The 17,686-nt window shown below is 55.6% G+C and carries 11 protein-coding genes; 4 read left to right on the forward strand and 7 right to left on the reverse strand.

What is annotated here, in order from left to right; genetic code table 11:
- Positions 1 to 62: 62 nt before the first annotated feature.
- On the reverse strand, positions 63 to 905 hold the full coding sequence (locus tag INT32_RS06350; RefSeq protein WP_193087898.1) for a 4'-phosphopantetheinyl transferase superfamily protein: 843 nt from the start codon (positions 903 to 905) through the stop codon (positions 63 to 65).
- Positions 906 to 1,273: 368 nt separating this feature from the next.
- Here INT32_RS06350 and INT32_RS06355 point away from each other — a divergent pair, with 368 nt between their 5' ends.
- Entirely contained in the window at positions 1,274 to 1,525 is a 252-nt protein-coding gene (locus INT32_RS06355) for an antitoxin (RefSeq protein WP_193087899.1), read from the forward strand.
- Positions 1,522 to 1,773 carry a type II toxin-antitoxin system RelE/ParE family toxin gene (locus INT32_RS06360; protein ID WP_226816615.1) on the forward strand — a complete coding sequence of 84 codons (252 nt, stop codon included), beginning with the start codon at positions 1,522 to 1,524 and terminating at the stop codon, positions 1,771 to 1,773. The genes INT32_RS06355 and INT32_RS06360 overlap by 4 nt, the downstream gene beginning before the upstream one ends.
- 290 nt (positions 1,774 to 2,063) lie before the next feature.
- Here INT32_RS06360 and INT32_RS06365 read toward each other — a convergent pair whose 3' ends face one another.
- Positions 2,064 to 3,146 (reverse strand): ornithine cyclodeaminase, encoded by a 1,083-nt coding sequence (locus tag INT32_RS06365; protein WP_193087900.1) that lies wholly within the window; start codon positions 3,144 to 3,146, stop codon positions 2,064 to 2,066.
- Between the two features lie 322 nt (positions 3,147 to 3,468).
- On the opposite strand from INT32_RS06365, the gene INT32_RS06370 reads away from it, so the two are divergent.
- The gene (locus tag INT32_RS06370; protein ID WP_193087901.1) at positions 3,469 to 3,888 is read left to right on the forward strand and encodes an Lrp/AsnC family transcriptional regulator; all 420 of its coding nucleotides are present in this window, start codon (positions 3,469 to 3,471) and stop codon (positions 3,886 to 3,888) included.
- Positions 3,889 to 3,970: 82 nt separating this feature from the next.
- Here the strand turns inward: INT32_RS06370 and INT32_RS06375 are convergent, their stop codons facing one another.
- Positions 3,971 to 5,356, reverse strand: a complete 1,386-nt coding sequence (locus INT32_RS06375; protein ID WP_193087902.1) for an amidase — start codon at positions 5,354 to 5,356, stop codon at positions 3,971 to 3,973.
- 535 nt (positions 5,357 to 5,891) lie between these two features.
- Here INT32_RS06375 and INT32_RS06380 point away from each other — a divergent pair.
- Complete coding sequence (locus INT32_RS06380; RefSeq protein ID WP_370540193.1) at positions 5,892 to 7,043, forward strand: PQQ-dependent sugar dehydrogenase; 1,152 nt, start codon at positions 5,892 to 5,894, stop codon at positions 7,041 to 7,043.
- Between the two features lie 225 nt (positions 7,044 to 7,268).
- Here INT32_RS06380 and serA read toward each other — a convergent pair whose 3' ends face one another.
- From serA to rplL, 4 genes are all read right to left on the reverse strand, one after another.
- Positions 7,269 to 8,498, reverse strand: a complete 1,230-nt coding sequence (serA, locus tag INT32_RS06385; RefSeq protein ID WP_193087903.1) for a phosphoglycerate dehydrogenase — start codon at positions 8,496 to 8,498, stop codon at positions 7,269 to 7,271.
- Between the two features lie 235 nt (positions 8,499 to 8,733).
- A complete protein-coding gene (gene rpoC, locus INT32_RS06390) occupies positions 8,734 to 12,984 on the reverse strand; it encodes a DNA-directed RNA polymerase subunit beta' (protein ID WP_193087904.1) in 4,251 nt (1,416 codons plus the stop codon).
- Positions 12,981 to 17,096: a DNA-directed RNA polymerase subunit beta gene (gene rpoB / locus INT32_RS06395; protein WP_193087905.1), complete on the reverse strand. Its 4,116-nt coding sequence runs from the start codon at positions 17,094 to 17,096 to the stop codon at positions 12,981 to 12,983. Before rpoB ends, rpoC begins: the two co-directional genes overlap by 4 nt.
- Positions 17,097 to 17,282: 186 nt before the next feature.
- Positions 17,283 to 17,663: a 50S ribosomal protein L7/L12 gene (gene rplL, locus INT32_RS06400; RefSeq protein WP_014752663.1), complete on the reverse strand. Its 381-nt coding sequence runs from the start codon at positions 17,661 to 17,663 to the stop codon at positions 17,283 to 17,285.
- Positions 17,664 to 17,686 lie beyond the last annotated feature (23 nt).

A 17,686-nucleotide genomic window follows, 5' to 3' on the forward strand; every position in this document is an offset into this window, starting at 1 on the left:
GACTGGAGATTGCAACCGCTGCGCTGGTCCATCGCAACAGATGCGCCAACAGGGCGCTACCATCAAACCTCGGGCTGCAGCCCGACACCAAAAACCACAGACTGCTCAAGCGGCAGGCTACGCGCTTGGCCCGGCGTTGCCTGCCTGGCGAACATCCTGACCGGCGTCGGAACATCCTGACCAGGCCACACGACCGCCGTCATCCAGTTATCACCGATCATGGCCGATAGGCCGTGCCAGTGCCAGTCTCCCAGGCCGATCAGGCGCCACGAATGCTGGTGCGCCAGATTAGACTGTTGCGCGACCTGTTGCCCGCCCATTCCAGCGGCCTCGGATGCCTTGGGCAATGGCATCTGCAGCGCACGGGCAACGTCATCGGGCCATGTCCCGGCTGCGACAGCAGCAACACCCCCCGCTGCCGGTGTGATGCATGCGCCAGGCCTGATCCCTACCCGCAGCATGTCTGCCGGAAAGTCGCCGCCCACCGCTTTGACCAGCGCTTCCTTGAGCGTCCACAGTCGGAAAAAAAAGCGGGTTCTGTCCTGCCCCTGCAGCGTGCGCAATAGCCGCTTTTCATCATCATGGGCGATCAGCTCGGCCAGGGCCAGCTCATCAATGGCGCGTATCCGCTCCAGATCAACGCCTAGGTGCTCATGCAGCGATGATGCCGCCCACAGGGCGTGGCCGGCACTGTGCGACAGGCTCGATGATCGATAGGGATCCAGCAGACGGCGCTGCAGGGCGCGACTGACACGCCACTCGTAGGCTTTACGCGCGCTCAGGCGAGCCGCCTCGCGGGCGCGATCCTCTGGATTCAGCGCCAACGAGTCGTACTCTACCTGCAAGGCGGGGCCGGCAAACCACAGTTGCAGCAACGCCGGCCGATCTGAAACGGAAAATGGCATGAATCACGCAACCGAAATGGCAATGTTGCCATTGTACGTATTCATGCCATGGGCGGGCGCATCTTTGATGAATGATTTTGATGGATTCCAAGCTGACCCCCGGCTTGCCGGCTGCATGGTGCACGCTTGGTCAACAGTCGAGGCGGACTCGACATGGAGTTGGCGCGCCGTAGCTTGTCTCCCAATGCAGGACAGGCATCCGGGAGACTGTTTCATAATTTTGATTGCGAGCAATATTATTTTGTAGCAGTGAAGCAATGTTATACCTGTAATAGAAGTATGACTTTTACCTATCACTGGCCCATTCCATCGTCTTTTTCCCACATATGTGCTAATGTGGGTTTGTGTAAATCTATAGGAATTACCCTATGAGCCGTCTCACAATCGACCTATCTGACCGGCAACACCAAAGCCTGAAGGCGCTGGCCGCCTTACAAGGCAAAACCATTAAACAATACGCCCTCGAACGCTTGTTCCCCGGCGATGCTGATGCCGAACAGGCATGGCAGGAACTAAAGACCGTGCTGGGATCTCGCATCAACGATGGGCTTGCCGGGAAGGTATCGACAAAGAACATCAGCGAAATCCTTGATGAAGAACTAGGCAAGGACCGCAGTTGAGGGCCTACATTCTTACTGAAGATGCTGAAGCTGATTTGCGCGACATCATCCGATACACTCGTAAGCAATGGGGCGCCGCGCAAGTACGGCGCTATATCGGCAAACTGGAACAGGGCATTGCCAGTCTCGCTGCAGGTAAAGGCCCATTCACAGTCGTGGACGAACTTTATCCTGCGTTACGAATGGCCCATTTCGAGCATCATTACCTCTTTTGCCTGCCGCGTGAACACGCCCCGCTTTGGTCGTAGCTATTTTCCATGAGCGCATGGATCTCGTGACACGACTGGCAGATCGGCTTAACAATGAAAATTAGTCGATAAAAAAGCATCCGCCATCACGCCACAAACAACTCAGGATATAAGTAGAGCCACTAATGGCATAAAACCTAACATGTTCGCGCTTCCCGTCCTTGGCCAATGACTAATTCCGCGGTTTAGGTAATTTTCACCAACGCTCATTCTGCTTGAGCATCGTTGCTTTGCCAAATAGCTTGGCTCGATGGTGTTGCGGCCGGCGCTTTGGCCGGCCCCCTTTCCACTCAGGGTAATGCGGCAATCGGTTCGGCTTCCCGTTGGACCTGACCCACACCAAGATAGGAAAACAGATCCTTCGGATCGGCCAGTTCGGGCACCAGCGAAATGGGCTGCATCAGACCCAGCTTGTGCGCCGTATCCCGCATATAGACCAGCGCCGAGAAGTCTTCCAGGGCAAAACCGACGGAATCGAACAGGGTAATCTGTGTATCGGTTTCACGGCCTTTGGCCTGGCCCTGAAAGACCTGCCACAAATGCCGGACAGGAAAATCTGCGCCCACATTCTGCAATTCGCCTTCGACGCGAGTTTGCGGCTCGAACTCGACAAACACGGTGGCCAATGGCAGGATGTCGGGATGCAGCTCAGTTTTACCCGGGCAATCGCCGCCGACAGCATTGATATGCATGCCTGGCTTGATCATCTCGGGGGTCAGGATATGTGCCCGCGAATATTCGGCGGTCACCGTTGTCACAATGTCGGCGTCCCGGACGGCATCGGCCACACTGTCTGCAATGTCAACCGTCATGCCGGTGTGGCATAGATTATCGGCCAGCTTTTGTGACGCGGCACGATCAAGATCATATACGCTCAAATGCTCGATTCCCAGCAGATAATGAAAGGCCAGCGCCTGAAACTCGCTTTGACAGCCATTGCCGATCAGAGCCATCCGGCGGCTGTTGCTGCGCGCCAGGTGCTTTGCCGCCAATGCCGACATGGCTGCCGTTCGAAGCGCTGTGGTCAACGTCAATTCACAGATGACCTCGGGCTTGCCGGTGCTATTGTCAACCAGCGCGCCAAATGCCAGCACCGTGGACAAGCCTTCCTGAGGATTATGGGGATGACAATTGACATACTTGAACGAATAATTCTGTTTGTCCGCAATGGGCATCAATTCCATCACCCCATCCTGCACATATTTGGCAACTCGGGATGACTTGTCAAATTCATCCCAGCGCAAATAGTCTGACAGGATATAGTTCATCACGCCCTCAAGCGTCTGCTTCATACCCTGCCGCTGCACGATGCGGGCCACGTCCTGCGGACGGATCAGCCCGGTATTCAGATTCGTTTGTGTCAAATGACTCATGGTTATCTCCGTTTTATGCGTTGCCGGCGCCAATAACAGGGGGAGCAATGCCGGGTACGCTCGCGCACCCTTGATCCAGCCCGTCCCACCCTTTTCATCCCATCACCGACAACCAAGGCTGTCGGCAGATGATGTGTTCTGCAAGCCATGTTCAAAATGCGCCGTGCTGAACCGGGTGGTGTCCTGTGCCGACACTATATTTAATGTGTGTCTTTGTTTCTTAAGTGTGCCGCATTCTCGCGGCAACGCATATCGGCAATTTTGCACACTTTTGTCCATTATTTTGCCATAATGACAATATAAACTGCCTGAATGAGCAAATATGGACTCGACTGACCAAGCACTTATCTCGTTGTTACGCCAGAATGCGCGGTATACGGTCGCCGATTTGGCCAAAAAACTCGGCCTCTCGCGCGGCACGATACGCAACCGGATGCTACGGCTGGAAGACGCCGGCGTGATCGTCGGCTACACGGTGCAATTGCGTCCGGACACGCAGACACAAACCATCCGCGCATGGATGAGCATTGCCATTGAAGGGAACATGAGCCGCCAGGTGATCGCCAGCCTGCTGGGCGAACCCTGCATCGTGGCCTTGCATGACACCAATGGTCGCTGGGACCTGCTGGCAGAACTGGAAGCCGGCTCACTGGCCGAGCTGGGTCAGGCACTGGAGCGGATCCGGCTGATCCGCAATATCAGCAACTCAGAAACCAGCATACATCTGAAGAGCTATCGGTAGCCCTGGCCATTGCAAAGGCACATTGCTGTTGCCAACGCCGTTGCCATTGCACGGTGGTGACGCCTGCACATTGCAGCTGCGCCTACCCAGGGAGGGTTGGCGAATAGGAATGCCAGGCGGTCAGTGACTGAATCACGCTGCCGATCTGCAACAGCCGGCGCTCGTCTTGCCGCTTGCCCACAAGTTGCGCACTCACCGGCATGTTGCCCGGGTCAAAACCGGCCGGCAACGCCAGTGCACAGCCGCCGGTCCAATTGGCAAGACGCGTAAAGAAGGCCGGGCTCGCGGCTTCATCCAAGTGCGCCAGTAACGGCGCAATCGCGGGCACCGTGGGAATCATGAATGCATCCTTGTCCGTCATCCAGGCCTGCCATATACCAATGGCAGCCTGGTGCTGCGCCAGCAGGTCTTGATATTGCGTTTGTGAAACCGCCTGGCCGGCAAGCATTCGCCTGCGTACAAACGGGTCCATATGCGCATCGTGGTCCTGCACCAGGGCGCCATGTAAACGCCAGGCGCACGCCGCCATCAGCAGCCCGCTTTGCTCAAAAACCGTGTTAAACGATAGCGGCGGCCGCTCCCGCACAATATTGGCCCCGGCCATTTCGGCCATGCGCACCATGTCGCGCACGCCCAGCCGCACAGAACGCTGCACATCCGTATCGTATTGCTCGTCCGGCATGACGCCCAGTGTCATGCCATCCAGCCCACTGCCGTCATCCAGCAGCCGATGGCACGACTCATCCAGCACCTCGCCCGGTGCACAGGTGAGCGCCCGGTACACAATGGCGGCGTCATCGGCGGTATGCGTAATCGGCCCAACGCTATCGAGCATGGGCGCCAGGGGCAGAATGCCGCTCATATCCGTCTGTCCGGCGGTCATTTTCAAACCCGTCAGACTGCAGAAAGCCGCGGGGATCCGCACCGAGCCGCCTGTATCCGTGCCAATGGCGCAGGGCACCAAACCGGCAGCCACAGCGACCGCCGAACCGCTGGAAGAGCCGCCCGGCGCACGGGCGCGATTGGCGTCCCAGGGGTTAAGTGGCGTTCCCAGATGCGCATTGGTGCCCCAGCCGCCAAAGGCAAATTCAACCGTTTGGGTCTTGCCGATCACAATCGCGCCCTGCGCCTTCAATCGTTGCGCCAGCGCCGCCGTCTGGCTACTGGCCTGGCCGTCGTGTACGGCAGATCCCCCGGTGGTCACCGTACCGGCAACATCAATCAGATCCTTGACCGCCACGGGAATGCCGTCAAGCAGCCCCAAGGACTGCCCGGCCGCTCGCCTGGCATCGGAGGCCTTCGCATCCCGGATCGCCTGCTCGCCAAATACGGCCACAAAGGCATTGAGCATTGGATTGTATTTTTCAATACGCCTGAGAAAAAACGTCGTCAGCAACTCCGAAGTCACACCTTGCCGGCTCAGTTGGCTGGCCAGTCTGGCGACGGTGGAAAAAGCGTAATGTTCCATGGGGTTTGTTCGCCTGCGTAGAATCGTAATAATCAATAGAGTCACTATAGCCAAAGCAATAACCATGCCATCGCGTGTGCGCTTTTGTTGAATCTGGCTTGACGCTACGCTTTGCGCGCACGCTCCAAGCGTAATTCTGCCGCAGCTTCCAACACGCCCAGGTTCGCTTTCCTGGTAGTGCCCAAACCCTGACATCGTCCCTTTTTCCCGACGCCGTCTGACCGCTTCAGTGTATGCCAGCCTGCTCATACACCACATCGATTTTCAATCCTCATAACCATCTTCTGCCAGTTGCACGCATATTCGTTTATATTCTAATCATCTTTGTCATTCAGCCAATTGTCATCTTCAAACTGTATCTGTCTCATGCATGTCCCTGGCATTGCGCCGCTGCATCGCAGTCGCCAGCCGGGGCACCCATTTTCACCCTGCCAAGGAGCTCAGCATGAATCCAGCCGTTCCCGCTACGTCGCGCTTACCGTCCCTCCCCTTGTCGTTCGCGCCCCAGCCCGCCAGCCGCCTGCTGTCGCGCAGCATGCTCGCCAGTCTATTGATGACCGCCGTAGCCGTCAGCGGTGTGCATGTGGCCACGGCACAGGCACAGACGACCATCATGTCGCCGGGGGACAAAGCACCCGTTGCCCAGAACGTCACTACCGAAACGCTTCTTAAGGGGCTGGAGCATCCCTGGTCGATGGCCTTTTTGCCGAACGATGCCGGCATGCTCATTACCGAGCGCAGCGGCCATCTCAATTACTGGAAACAGGGCAGTGACAAACCGGTTGTGATCAGCGGCAGTCCCAAGGTCTGGGCCAACGGTCAGGGCGGTTTGCTCGATGTCGTCCTGGCTCCGGATTTTGCCAAAACCCGTCATATTTATCTGAGCTATGCCGAAGAAGGCAAAGACGGTAAAGCGGGCACGGCCGTCGGCTTCGGCCGTCTGTCCGAGGACAACACCAGGCTGGAAAATTTCAAAGTCGTTTTCCGCCAGGAGCCCAAGCTGTCTGTGGGTAACCATTTCGGCTCACGCATCATTTTCGATCGCAAGGGCTACATGTTCATTGCGCTGGGCGAGAACGACCAACGCCCTACTTCCCAGGACCTGGATAAGTTGCAAGGCAAGATTGTGCGGCTGTTCCCTGACGGACGCATTCCCCAAGACAATCCATTCGTGGGCAAACAGGGCGTGCGCCCCGAGATCTGGTCTTACGGACATCGCAATCAGCAGGGCGCTGCCCTCAATCCATGGACTGGCGCATTGTGGACCAATGAGCATGGCCCGCGCGGCGGAGATGAAGTCAATATTCCCGAACCCGCCAAGAACTATGGCTGGCCGCTGGCCACCTATGGCATCAATTACTCCGGCTTGCCGATTCCCGAAGCCAAAGGCACCGATGGCGCCGGGCTAACCCAACCCATTTACGCCTGGAAAGTCTCACCGGCAATCAGCGGCATGGCCTTTTACGACCACGACCGTTTTGCGCCATGGAAGCAGTCTGTGTTTATTGGCGCGCTGGCGCAGCAACGCCTGCTAAACCTGAAAGTGGATGGCGCCACCCTCAAGGATGAGCAGGTGATCTTCGAAGGCGAACGCATTCGCGATGTGAAAGTGGGTCCCGATGGCTACGTCTATGTCCTGACCGATACCGGGGATGGCAAGCTGATTCGCCTCGGCTTGCAAAACTAAACCGGGCTGCCGTCTGCGGGCCAGGCAGCAGCGGCCGGCACATTGATCACGCTGGCATGACTGCCGCGCCGCGCCAGCTCAGAGCGCAATAACGCTAGTGGAGCGCAATCGGGCCGTTGCCCCACATAGAGTCCGTCTGCCCTTGTCTGAAAAAAACCAGGCCCGCCACAACATTGCGCTGCGGCGGGCCTGACTCATTGCCTTCAATTGTCTGCTACTGCAGGATCAATACAGAACGCGCGCCTTGATGGTACCGGCGATCGCCTTGAGCTGCTCCAGCGCCTTGTCCACCTCAGGCGTTTCCACATCGATGACCACATAGCCATTTTGCGGATCAGTCTGCAGGTACTGACCAACAATATTGACCCCATCCTGCTGAAACACCTGGTTGATTGCCGTGAGCACGCCAGGACGGTTCTCGTGAATATGCAGAAAGCGACGGGCGCTCTTGTTCTCTGGCAGCGATACCTCTGGGAAGTTCACGGCAGACAGCGTAGACCCATTGTCGGAGTATTTGACCAGCTTGCTGGCCACTTCGATGCCAATATTCTCCTGGGCTTCGGAAGTGGAACCACCGATATGCGGCGTCAGGATCACGTTATCGAACTTGCGCAACGGTGAAACGAACTCTTCATTGTTCGACTTGGGCTCTGACGGGAAGACGTCAATGGCCGCGCCGGCCAGGCGTTTTTCTTCAAGCGCCAGGGCCAGTGCCTCGATATCGACTACCGTACCGCGCGACGCATTGATAAGATGCGCGCCCACCTTCATTTGCGCAATGCGTTCTGCGCTCATCAGGTTCTTGGTGCTGGCATTTTCCGGAACGTGCAACGAAACCACATCTGCAATATTCAGCAGATCTGTAAGCGAACTGACGGCGCGGGCATTGCCCAGCGGCAGCTTGCTTTCGACATCATAGAAATAGATTTCCATGCCCAGCGCCTCGGCCAGGACCGACAACTGTGTGCCAATGTGGCCATAACCGATGATCCCCAGCTTCTTGCCCCGCACTTCATGGCTGCCCGCTGCCGATTTGACCCATTCACCGCGGTGTACTTCGGCATTGGCGGCAGGCACGCGGCGCATCAGCAAAATAAGTTCGGCCAGGACCAGTTCGGCGACAGACCGGGTATTGGAAAAGGGTGCGTTAAAGACCGGAATACCCAGCTTTTTGGCCGCCTGCAGGTCCACCTGGTTGGTGCCGATACAGAAACAGCCAACACCGACCAGTTTCCTGGCCGACTGCAACACGTCTGCACTCAGTTGGGTGCGCGAGCGGATCCCTACGAAATGTGCATCGGCAACGGCTTGCTTGAGCTGATCGCCTTCCAATGCTTTCTTGTGGTAATCAATATTGCTGTAGCCCGATGCATGCAGCACATCCAGCGCATTCTGATGAACACCTTCGAGCAATACAATTTTGATCTTGTTCTTATCAAGGGACACTTTTTCCATGGGTTTCTTCGCTTAGACAGTAGGATGTGGGGGAGATTTATTGTATCGAAATGTGCTGGTGGCGTCTTGCAAAGCCACCGAACAGTTCAAATGTACTGCTTGCTTACTTAAACAGAGGTTAATTTTTTCATGTGGACATGAATTGCCTGCATGAAAAAAAAGCGCCTTGCGTGACAGCTGCAAGGCGCTTCGGTATCCCGGCCGAAGCCGGGATGACAACAGATGACCTATCCGCTTATTCGGCAGCAGGCGGCTCTTCGTCGGTGTTGGTACCCAAAGGTGCAAACACATTGTCCAGCGTAACCGGAGCAGACTCCTCGAAAGGATTCTCCTGGGCACGCACGGCAGCGCGTTCGGCACGTTCGCTTTCCTCTTTGGCCTTGCGGGCCAGGTGGAAAGACATACCGGTACCGGCAGGAATCAGACGTCCCACGATCACGTTTTCTTTCAGACCGCGCAGATCATCACGTTTACCCATGATGGCCGCTTCAGTCAGCACCCTTGTGGTTTCCTGGAAGGAAGCCGCAGAGATGAACGAGTCGGTAGACAGTGATGCCTTGGTGATACCCAGCAGGATATTATCGTAGGTCGCCGGAATCTTGTTGTCGGCAACCACACGATCATTCTCGTTGAGCAATTCGGCACGTTCAACCTGTTCACCTGTGATGAACGAGGTATCGCCCGCATCCACGATGTTCACACGACGCAGCATCTGACGCACGATCACTTCAATGTGCTTGTCATTGATCTTCACGCCCTGCAGACGGTACACGTCCTGAACTTCGTTGACGATGTAGATCGCCAGCTTCTCAATGCCCTGCAGACGCAGAATATCGTGAGGATCAGCCGGACCGTCCACAATCATCTCACCCTGGTTGACCACCTGGCCGTCGTGTACCAGCACCTGTTTCTCTTTCGGAATCAGGAACTCATGCACCGTACCATCGGTCTCGGTAATGACCAGACGCTGTTTACCCTTGGTATCCTTACCAAACGACACAGTACCTGTGACATCTGCCAGCATACCGGCGTCTTTCGGCGAACGGGCTTCGAACAGCTCGGCCACACGAGGCAGACCGCCGGTAATATCGCGGGTTTTCTGTGATTCTTGTGGAATACGAGCCAGAATCTCACCAATATTGACCTGCTGTCCGTCACGCACGGTAATCAGTGCGCCAACCGGGAATGAAATATTCACGGAGTGGTCGGTACCAGCAATTTTCACCTCTTCACCGGCCTCGTTGATCAGCTTGATCTGAGGACGCATCAGCGTTTTACCGCCGCGTGATTTCGGTGTAATGACCACCAGCGTGGACAGACCGGTTACATCATCAACCTGTCTGGCAACGGTCTGACCCTCTTCGATATTCTCGAAGCGGACCTCACCCGAGTATTCGGACACGATCGGACGGGTCAGCGGATCCCATGAAGCCAGGCGTGTACCGGCTTTCACGGTATCGTTATCGCCCACCAGCACGGTTGCGCCATAAGGAATCTTGTGACGTTCACGTTCACGGTTGCTATCGTCGAAAATCACGATTTCACCGGAACGGGAAATGGCCACACGCTCGCCCTTCGCATTGGTCACATACCGCATGGAACCGGCAAAGCCAACCGTACCGGCAGACTTGGTCTCAACCGAAGAGGCCATGGCTGCACGTGAGGCCGCACCACCAATGTGGAACGTACGCATGGTCAGCTGGGTACCCGGTTCACCAATAGACTGGGCAGCAATAACACCCACGGCTTCACCGGTGTTGACCATATTGCCGCGACCCAGGTCACGGCCATAGCAGTGTGCGCAAAGCCCATGACGGGTTTCGCAGGTCAGCGGTGTGCGGATCTTGACTTCGTCCACGCCAATGCGATCGATCAGCTCTACCGCATCTTCATCCAGCAGGGTGCCGGCAGCAATCGCCGTTTCCTGTGTATCAGGATTAACGATATCGGCAGCCGCTACACGACCCAGAATACGGTCATGCAACGGTTCGATAACCTCACCGCCTTCAACCAGGGCTTTCATCAGATAGCCGTTGCTTGTGCCGCAATCGGTTTCAGTGATGACCAGATCCTGGGTCACATCAACCAGACGACGAGTCAGGTAACCGGAGTTCGCCGTTTTCAGCGCGGTATCGGCCAGACCTTTACGTGCACCGTGGGTGGAGATGAAGTACTGCAGTACGTTCAGACCTTCACGGAAGTTCGCGGTAATGGGCGTTTCAATGATCGAGCCATCAGGCTTGGCCATCAGGCCACGCATACCGGCCAGCTGACGAATCTGCGCTGCTGAACCACGGGCGCCGGAGTCGGCCATCATGTAAATGGAGTTGAACGATTCCTGGCGGGCATTTTCGCCCAGACGGGTTACAACCGGCTCTGTCGCCAGTTGTTCCATCATGGCCTTGCCCACTTTATCACCGGCCTTGCCCCAGATGTCGACCACGTTGTTATACCGTTCCTGCGAAGTCACCAGACCTGACGAATATTGCTTGTCGATCTCTTTGACTTCATTGCTGGCCTGCGTCAGAATTTCTTCCTTCACAGTCGGGATAACCATATCGCCCATGGCAATTGAAATACCACCACGGGTGGCCAGACGGAAACCGGACTGCATCAGCTTATCGGCAAAAATCACGGTATCGCGCAGACCACAGCGACGGAACGACTGGTTGATCAGGCGCGAAATTTCTTTCTTCTTCAGGGCACGGTTCAGCACGCTGAATGGCAGCCCGTTAGGCAGAATTTCCGACAGGATCGCACGGCCAACGGTCGTCTCAAAGCGGCGCAGTACAGGCTGCCATTCGCCCTGGTCGTCTTTTTCATATTCGTTCAGACGCACAGTCACGCGTGACTGCAGCTCGACTTCACTGTTGTCATAGGCACGAATCAGCTCTGCCAGATCGGCAAAGAACAGACCTTCGCCCTTGCCATTGATACGTTCACGGGTCGCGTAGTACAGACCCAGCACGATATCCTGGGAAGGTACGATGGAAGGCTCGCCGCTGGCAGGAAACAGGATGTTGTTGGAGGCCAGCATCAGAGTGCGGGCTTCCAGCTGTGCTTCGAGCGACAGGGGCACGTGAACAGCCATCTGGTCACCGTCAAAGTCGGCGTTAAAGGCAGCACACACCAGCGGGTGCAGCTGAATCGCCTTACCTTCGATGAGGACCGGTTCGAATGCCTGAATACCCAGACGGTGCAGCGTAGGCGCACGGTTGAGCATGACAGGGTGTTCGCGAATCACTTCTTCCAGGATATCCCAGACCACAGGCTCATGAGCTTCAACCAGTTTTTTCGCGGCCTTGATCGTGGTCGCCAGACCCATAATCTCAAGACGGTTGAAAATAAACGGCTTGAACAGTTCCAGCGCCATCAGCTTGGGCAGACCGCATTGGTGCAGTTTGAGCTGCGGGCCCACCACGATCACGGAACGACCAGAGTAGTCCACGCGCTTACCCAGCAGATTCTGACGGAACCGACCGCTTTTACCCTTGATCATATCGGCCAGGGACTTGAGCTGACGCTTGTTGGCGCCGGTCATTGCCTTGCCGCGACGACCGTTATCCAGCAGCGAGTCAACCGATTCCTGCAGCATCCGTTTTTCATTACGCAGAATGATGTCTGGTGCCTTCAGTTCGATCAGACGCTTGAGCCGGTTATTACGGTTGATCACGCGACGGTACAGGTCATTCAGGTCAGAGGTCGCAAAGCGGCCGCCATCCAATGGCACCAACGGACGCAAGTCCGGCGGCAGCACGGGCAGCACTTCCATGACCATCCAGTCCGGTTTGATACCGGATTTCTGGAAGCCTTCAATCACTTTCAGACGCTTGGAGATCTTTTTAATCTTGGCATCGGAGCTGGTTGCCTTCAGTTCGGCGCGCAAAGACTCCGCCTCGCGATCGATATCGATCGTGCGCAGCAGTTCCCGCACGGCTTCCGCACCCATCAGGGCCGTGAAGTCGTCGCCGTACTCTTCGGTCTTGGCCAGGAAATCGTCGTCGGACATGATCTGACCGCGCTTGAGCGGCGTCATGCCTGGCTCGATCACGCACCATGCTTCAAAGTACAGTACGCGTTCGATATCACGCAGGGTCATGTCCAGCACCATACCCAGACGGGATGGCAGGCTTTTCAAGAACCAGATGTGCGCAACCGGGCTGGCCAGTTCAATGTGACCCATGCGTTCACGACGCACTTTGGTCACAGTTACTTCAACGCCGCATTTTTCGCAGATCACGCCACGATGTTTCAGGCGCTTGTATTTACCGCAAAGACATTCGTAATCCTTGATCGGGCCAAAGATTTTGGCGCAGAACAAACCATCACGTTCCGGCTTGAATGTCCGATAGTTGATGGTTTCTGGCTTTTTGACTTCGCCATAGGACCATGAACGGATTTTTTCAGGAGAGGCAATCCCAATCTTGATGGCATCGAACTGCTCATCCGGGGAAATCTGTTTGAATAAACCTAGTAATCCCTTCATTCTTTACGCTCCAAATCCATGTCCAGTGACAGAGAACGAATCTCTTTCACCAGCACGTTGAACGACTCAGGCATACCTGCGTCGATGACGTGATCGCCCTTAACAATGTTCTCATACACTTTGGTACGGCCAGCAATGTCATCCGATTTAACGGTCAGCATTTCCTGCAGCGTATACGAAGCACCATAGGCCTCAAGTGCCCACACCTCCATCTCACCGAAGCGCTGGCCACCAAACTGGGCTTTACCGCCCAATGGCTGCTGCGTAACGAGAGAGTACGGACCAGTAGAACGTGCATGCATCTTGTCGTCGACCAGGTGATGCAGTTTCAGGTAATGCATGTAGCCGATAGTAACGGGACGCTCAAAGCGCTCGCCCGTACGACCGTCGAACAGGTAAGCCTGGGTGCGAGAGTCTGTCAGTTGCAGATGCGCTTTCACATCGTCAGGATAGGCCAGTTCCAGCATACTGGTAATTTCTTCCTCGGTGGCGCCGTCAAATACCGGCGTTGCCAGCGGCACGCCGTTTTGCAGATTGCGTGCCATTTCGATGATCTGGTCATCGGTCAGGGTATCAATCTGCGCCTTGGCGCCGGTGGTGTTGTACACCTTGTTCAGGTATTCGCGGATCTGTCCAACCTGGACCGTACGCTCATCTTTCATGAGGTCGGCAATCCGGTGGCCCACACCCTTGGCAGCCCAGCCCAGATGCACTTCAAGCACCTGACCCACGTTCATCCGTGATGGCACACCCAGCGGGTTCAACACGATGTCGGCAGGAGTACCATCAGCCATGTGAGGCATATCTTCCACAGGTGTAATACGCGATACCACACCTTTGTTACCGTGACGGCCGGCCATTTTGTCACCTGGCTGCAGACGACGTTTCACGGCCAGATAGACCTTGATCATCTTGAGCACGCCCGGTGGCAGTTCATCGCCCTGCGTCAGTTTCTTGCGCTTCTCTTCGAAGGCCAGATCAAACTCATGGCGTTTCTGCTCGACCGATTCCTTGGTCTGTTCCAGGGCCACTGCGGCGCCTTCGTCAGACAGACGGATATCGAACCAATGCCAGCGCTCTACGCCGTCCAGATATTCTTCGGTAATGACCGAGCCTTTTGGCAGACGGTTCGGGCCGCCGTTGACAGTCTTGCCGATCAGCAGCTTGCGGATACGATCGAAGGTGTCGTTCTCAACAATACGCAACTGGTCATTCAGATCCTGACGGTAGCGGCTCAGCTCATCATTGATGATGGCCTCGGCACGCTTGTCGCGGGGAACGCCTTCACGCGTAAAGACCTGAACGTCGATCACGGTGCCGACCATGCCTGAAGGCACGCGCAGCGAGGTGTCTTTTACGTCAGAGGCTTTTTCACCGAAAATCGCACGCAGCAGTTTTTCTTCCGGTGTCAGCTGGGTCTCGCCTTTTGGCGTGACTTTACCGACCAGTACGTCATCGGCGCGCACTTCTGCACCAATATGCACAATACCAGACTCGTCAAGACGGTTCAGCTGGGTTTCTGCCAGGTTGCTGATGTCGCGTGTGATTTCCTCGTTACCGAGTTTGGTATCACGGGCAACGACGGTCAGCTCTTCGATATGGATAGACGTATAACGGTCGTCGGCCACAACTTTTTCGGAGATCAGGATCGAATCCTCGAAGTTATAGCCGTTCCATGGCATGAACGCGATCAGCATGTTCTGACCCAGGGCCAGTTCGCCCAGATCGGTCGACGCACCATCGGCCAGCACATCGCCACGGGCAACGTGATCACCACGTCTGACGATAGGACGCTGGTTGATGTTGGTGTTCTGGTTGGAACGCGTGTACTTGATCAGGTTGTAGATATCCACACCGACTTCACCCGCCTGGTTCTCGTCGTCATTGACCCGGATCACGACGCGATCGGCATCAACATGATCGACGATACCACCCCGTGTTGCCTGCACTGTCGTGCCCGAGTCAACCGCCACGGTACGTTCAATACCAGTACCAACCAGTGGTTTTTCAGGACGCAGGCAAGGGACAGCCTGACGTTGCATGTTGGCGCCCATCAGCGCCCGGTTCGCATCATCGTGTTCAAGGAACGGAATCAGCGAGGCCGCCACGGAAACGATCTGCGATGGCGCCACGTCCATGTAGTGCACATTTTCAGGTGCAGTCAGCATGGTTTCACCGGCTTCACGGCAGGCGATCAGGTCATCCTGGAAGCGACCTTCTGCATCCAGCACCGCATTGGCCTGGGCGATCACATAGTTGCTTTCCTCAATGGCCGACAGATACTCGATCTGGTCACTGACCTTGCCATCGATAATCTTGCGGTAAGGTGTTTCCAGGAAGCCATAGTCATTCAGACGGGCATACAGCGCCATGGAGTTAATCAGACCGATGTTCGGACCCTCGGGCGTTTCGATCGGGCATACACGACCATAGTGCGTCGGATGCACGTCCCGCACCTCGAAACCGGCACGTTCACGCGTCAGACCACCAGGGCCCAATGCAGAAACACGACGCTTGTGGGTAATTTCGGACAGCGGATTGGTCTGGTCCATGAACTGCGACAGCTGGCTTGAACCGAAGAACTCCTTGATCGCTGCCGAAATAGGCTTGGAGTTGATCAGATCGTGCGGCATCAGGTTATCGGCCTCGGCCTGACCCAGGCGTTCTTTGACTGCACGCTCGACGCGCACCAGACCGGCACGGAACTGGTTCTCTGCCAGTTCGCCCACACAACGCACGCGACGGTTACCCAGGTGATCGATGTCGTCGATTACGCCCTGGCCGTTACGCAGCGCAACCAGCACCTTGATGGTTTCCAGAATGTCTTCGTCGGTCAGTGTCATCGGACCGGTGATATCGTCACCACGGCCCAGACGGCTGTTAACTTTCATCCGGCCCACGCGGGACAGATCGTAAGACTCTTCGCTATAGAACAGACGCTGGAACAGTGCCTCGACCGCTTCTTCGGTCGGCGGCTCACCAGGACGCATCATGCGATAGATCGCTACGCGGGCAGCCATCTGGTCTGCCGTTTCATCGGTGCGCAGGGTCAGTGAAATAAACGCGCCACGATCCAGTTCATTGGTGAAAAGGGTCTGGATTTCATGCACATTCGCATCACGGATCTTGGCCAGCAGGGACTCGGTGATCTCATCATTGGCATTGGCAATCACTTCGCCGGTGTCCGCACTGATCACATTCTTGGCCAGCACACGACCAACCAGATAGTCTTCAGGCACAGAAATGCGTTCGATCTTGGCGTTTGCCAGTTCGCGCAGGTGCTTGCTGTTGATACGCTTGTCTTTTTCGACCAGCACAGTGCCGTTCTTGTCGGTAATATCGAAACGGGCTACCTCGCCCTTCCACCGCTCAGGCACCATCTGCATCAGCGCGCCTTCGGATTTGATATCAAAATTATCAAATTCGTAGAAATGCGCCAGAATGGTTTCCGGTGTCAGGCCAATGGCCTTGAGCAGGATGGTCACGGGCATCTTGCGGCGACGGTCGATACGGAAGAACAGCACGTCCTTCGGATCGAACTCAAAGTCAAGCCATGAGCCACGGTAAGGGATAACGCGGGCAGAAAACAACAATTTGCCCGAGCTGTGCGTTTTACCGCGATCGTGTTCAAAGAACACGCCGGGAGAACGATGCAGTTGTGATACGATTACACGCTCAGTACCGTTGATCACGAAAGAACCGGTGTCAGTCATCAGGGGAATTTCACCCATGTAGACTTCCTGTTCCTTGATCTCTTTGACGGTAGGTTTGCTGACTTCACGGTCCATCAGAACCAATTTGACTTTGGCACGCAGTGGTGAGGCAAAGGTCAGTCCACGCAACTGACACTCTTTGACATCAAACACCGGCTCGCCCAGCATATAGCTGTCGAACTCCAGCCTCGCCATGCCATTGTGGCTGACGATAGGGAAAATGGATTTAAACGCCGCCTGCAGACCTTCGTCCTTGCGCTGGCTTGAAAAAACCGACTGTTGCAGAAAAGTACGGTAGGAATGTAATTGTGTAGCTAACAGATAAGGTACGTCCTGGACATCTTCGCGTTTTGCGAAGCTTTTACGGATACGCTTTCGTTCTGTGTACGAGTAAGGCATGAGCACTCCGACTCGAGAGGGTTGTAAGAATTATGGGGTTGTCCATAATCCATGGGGTTTTACGACTCCACGAAAAACGCCTTCTTTCAATTTATTCTGCCAACAAGACAGTGAAAAGGTCGTCTTTCCTAGAAACGCAAAAACCCGGAGGTGGCTAAAGCCACTCCGGGTATCATCGTTAGATGATTACTTGAGTTCAGCTTTAGCGCCAGCGTCTTCAAGTTTTTTCTTCGCTTCTTCAGCTTCAGCTTTGGAAACGCCTTCTTTAACTGGTTTTGGTGCACCGTCAACCAGATCTTTCGCTTCTTTCAGGCCAAGACCTGTCAGTTCGCGAACGGCTTTAATGACGTTCACTTTCTGAGCACCGGTTTCAGTCAGAACGACTGTGAACTCAGTTTGTTCAGCGGCAGCAGCAGCTTCGCCACCGGCTGCAGGAGCAGCAACAGCAACAGCGGCAGCAGCAGCTGACACGCCGAATTTTTCTTCCATTTCTTTGATCAGCTCAGACAGTTCCAGCACAGTCATGCCGGCGATAGCGTCGAGGATTTCTGCTTTGTTTAAAGCCATTTTAGAACTCCGAATAAATTTAA

Source organism: Advenella sp. FME57, from assembly GCF_014897675.1.
Lineage (GTDB): Bacteria > Pseudomonadota > Gammaproteobacteria > Burkholderiales > Burkholderiaceae_B > Advenella.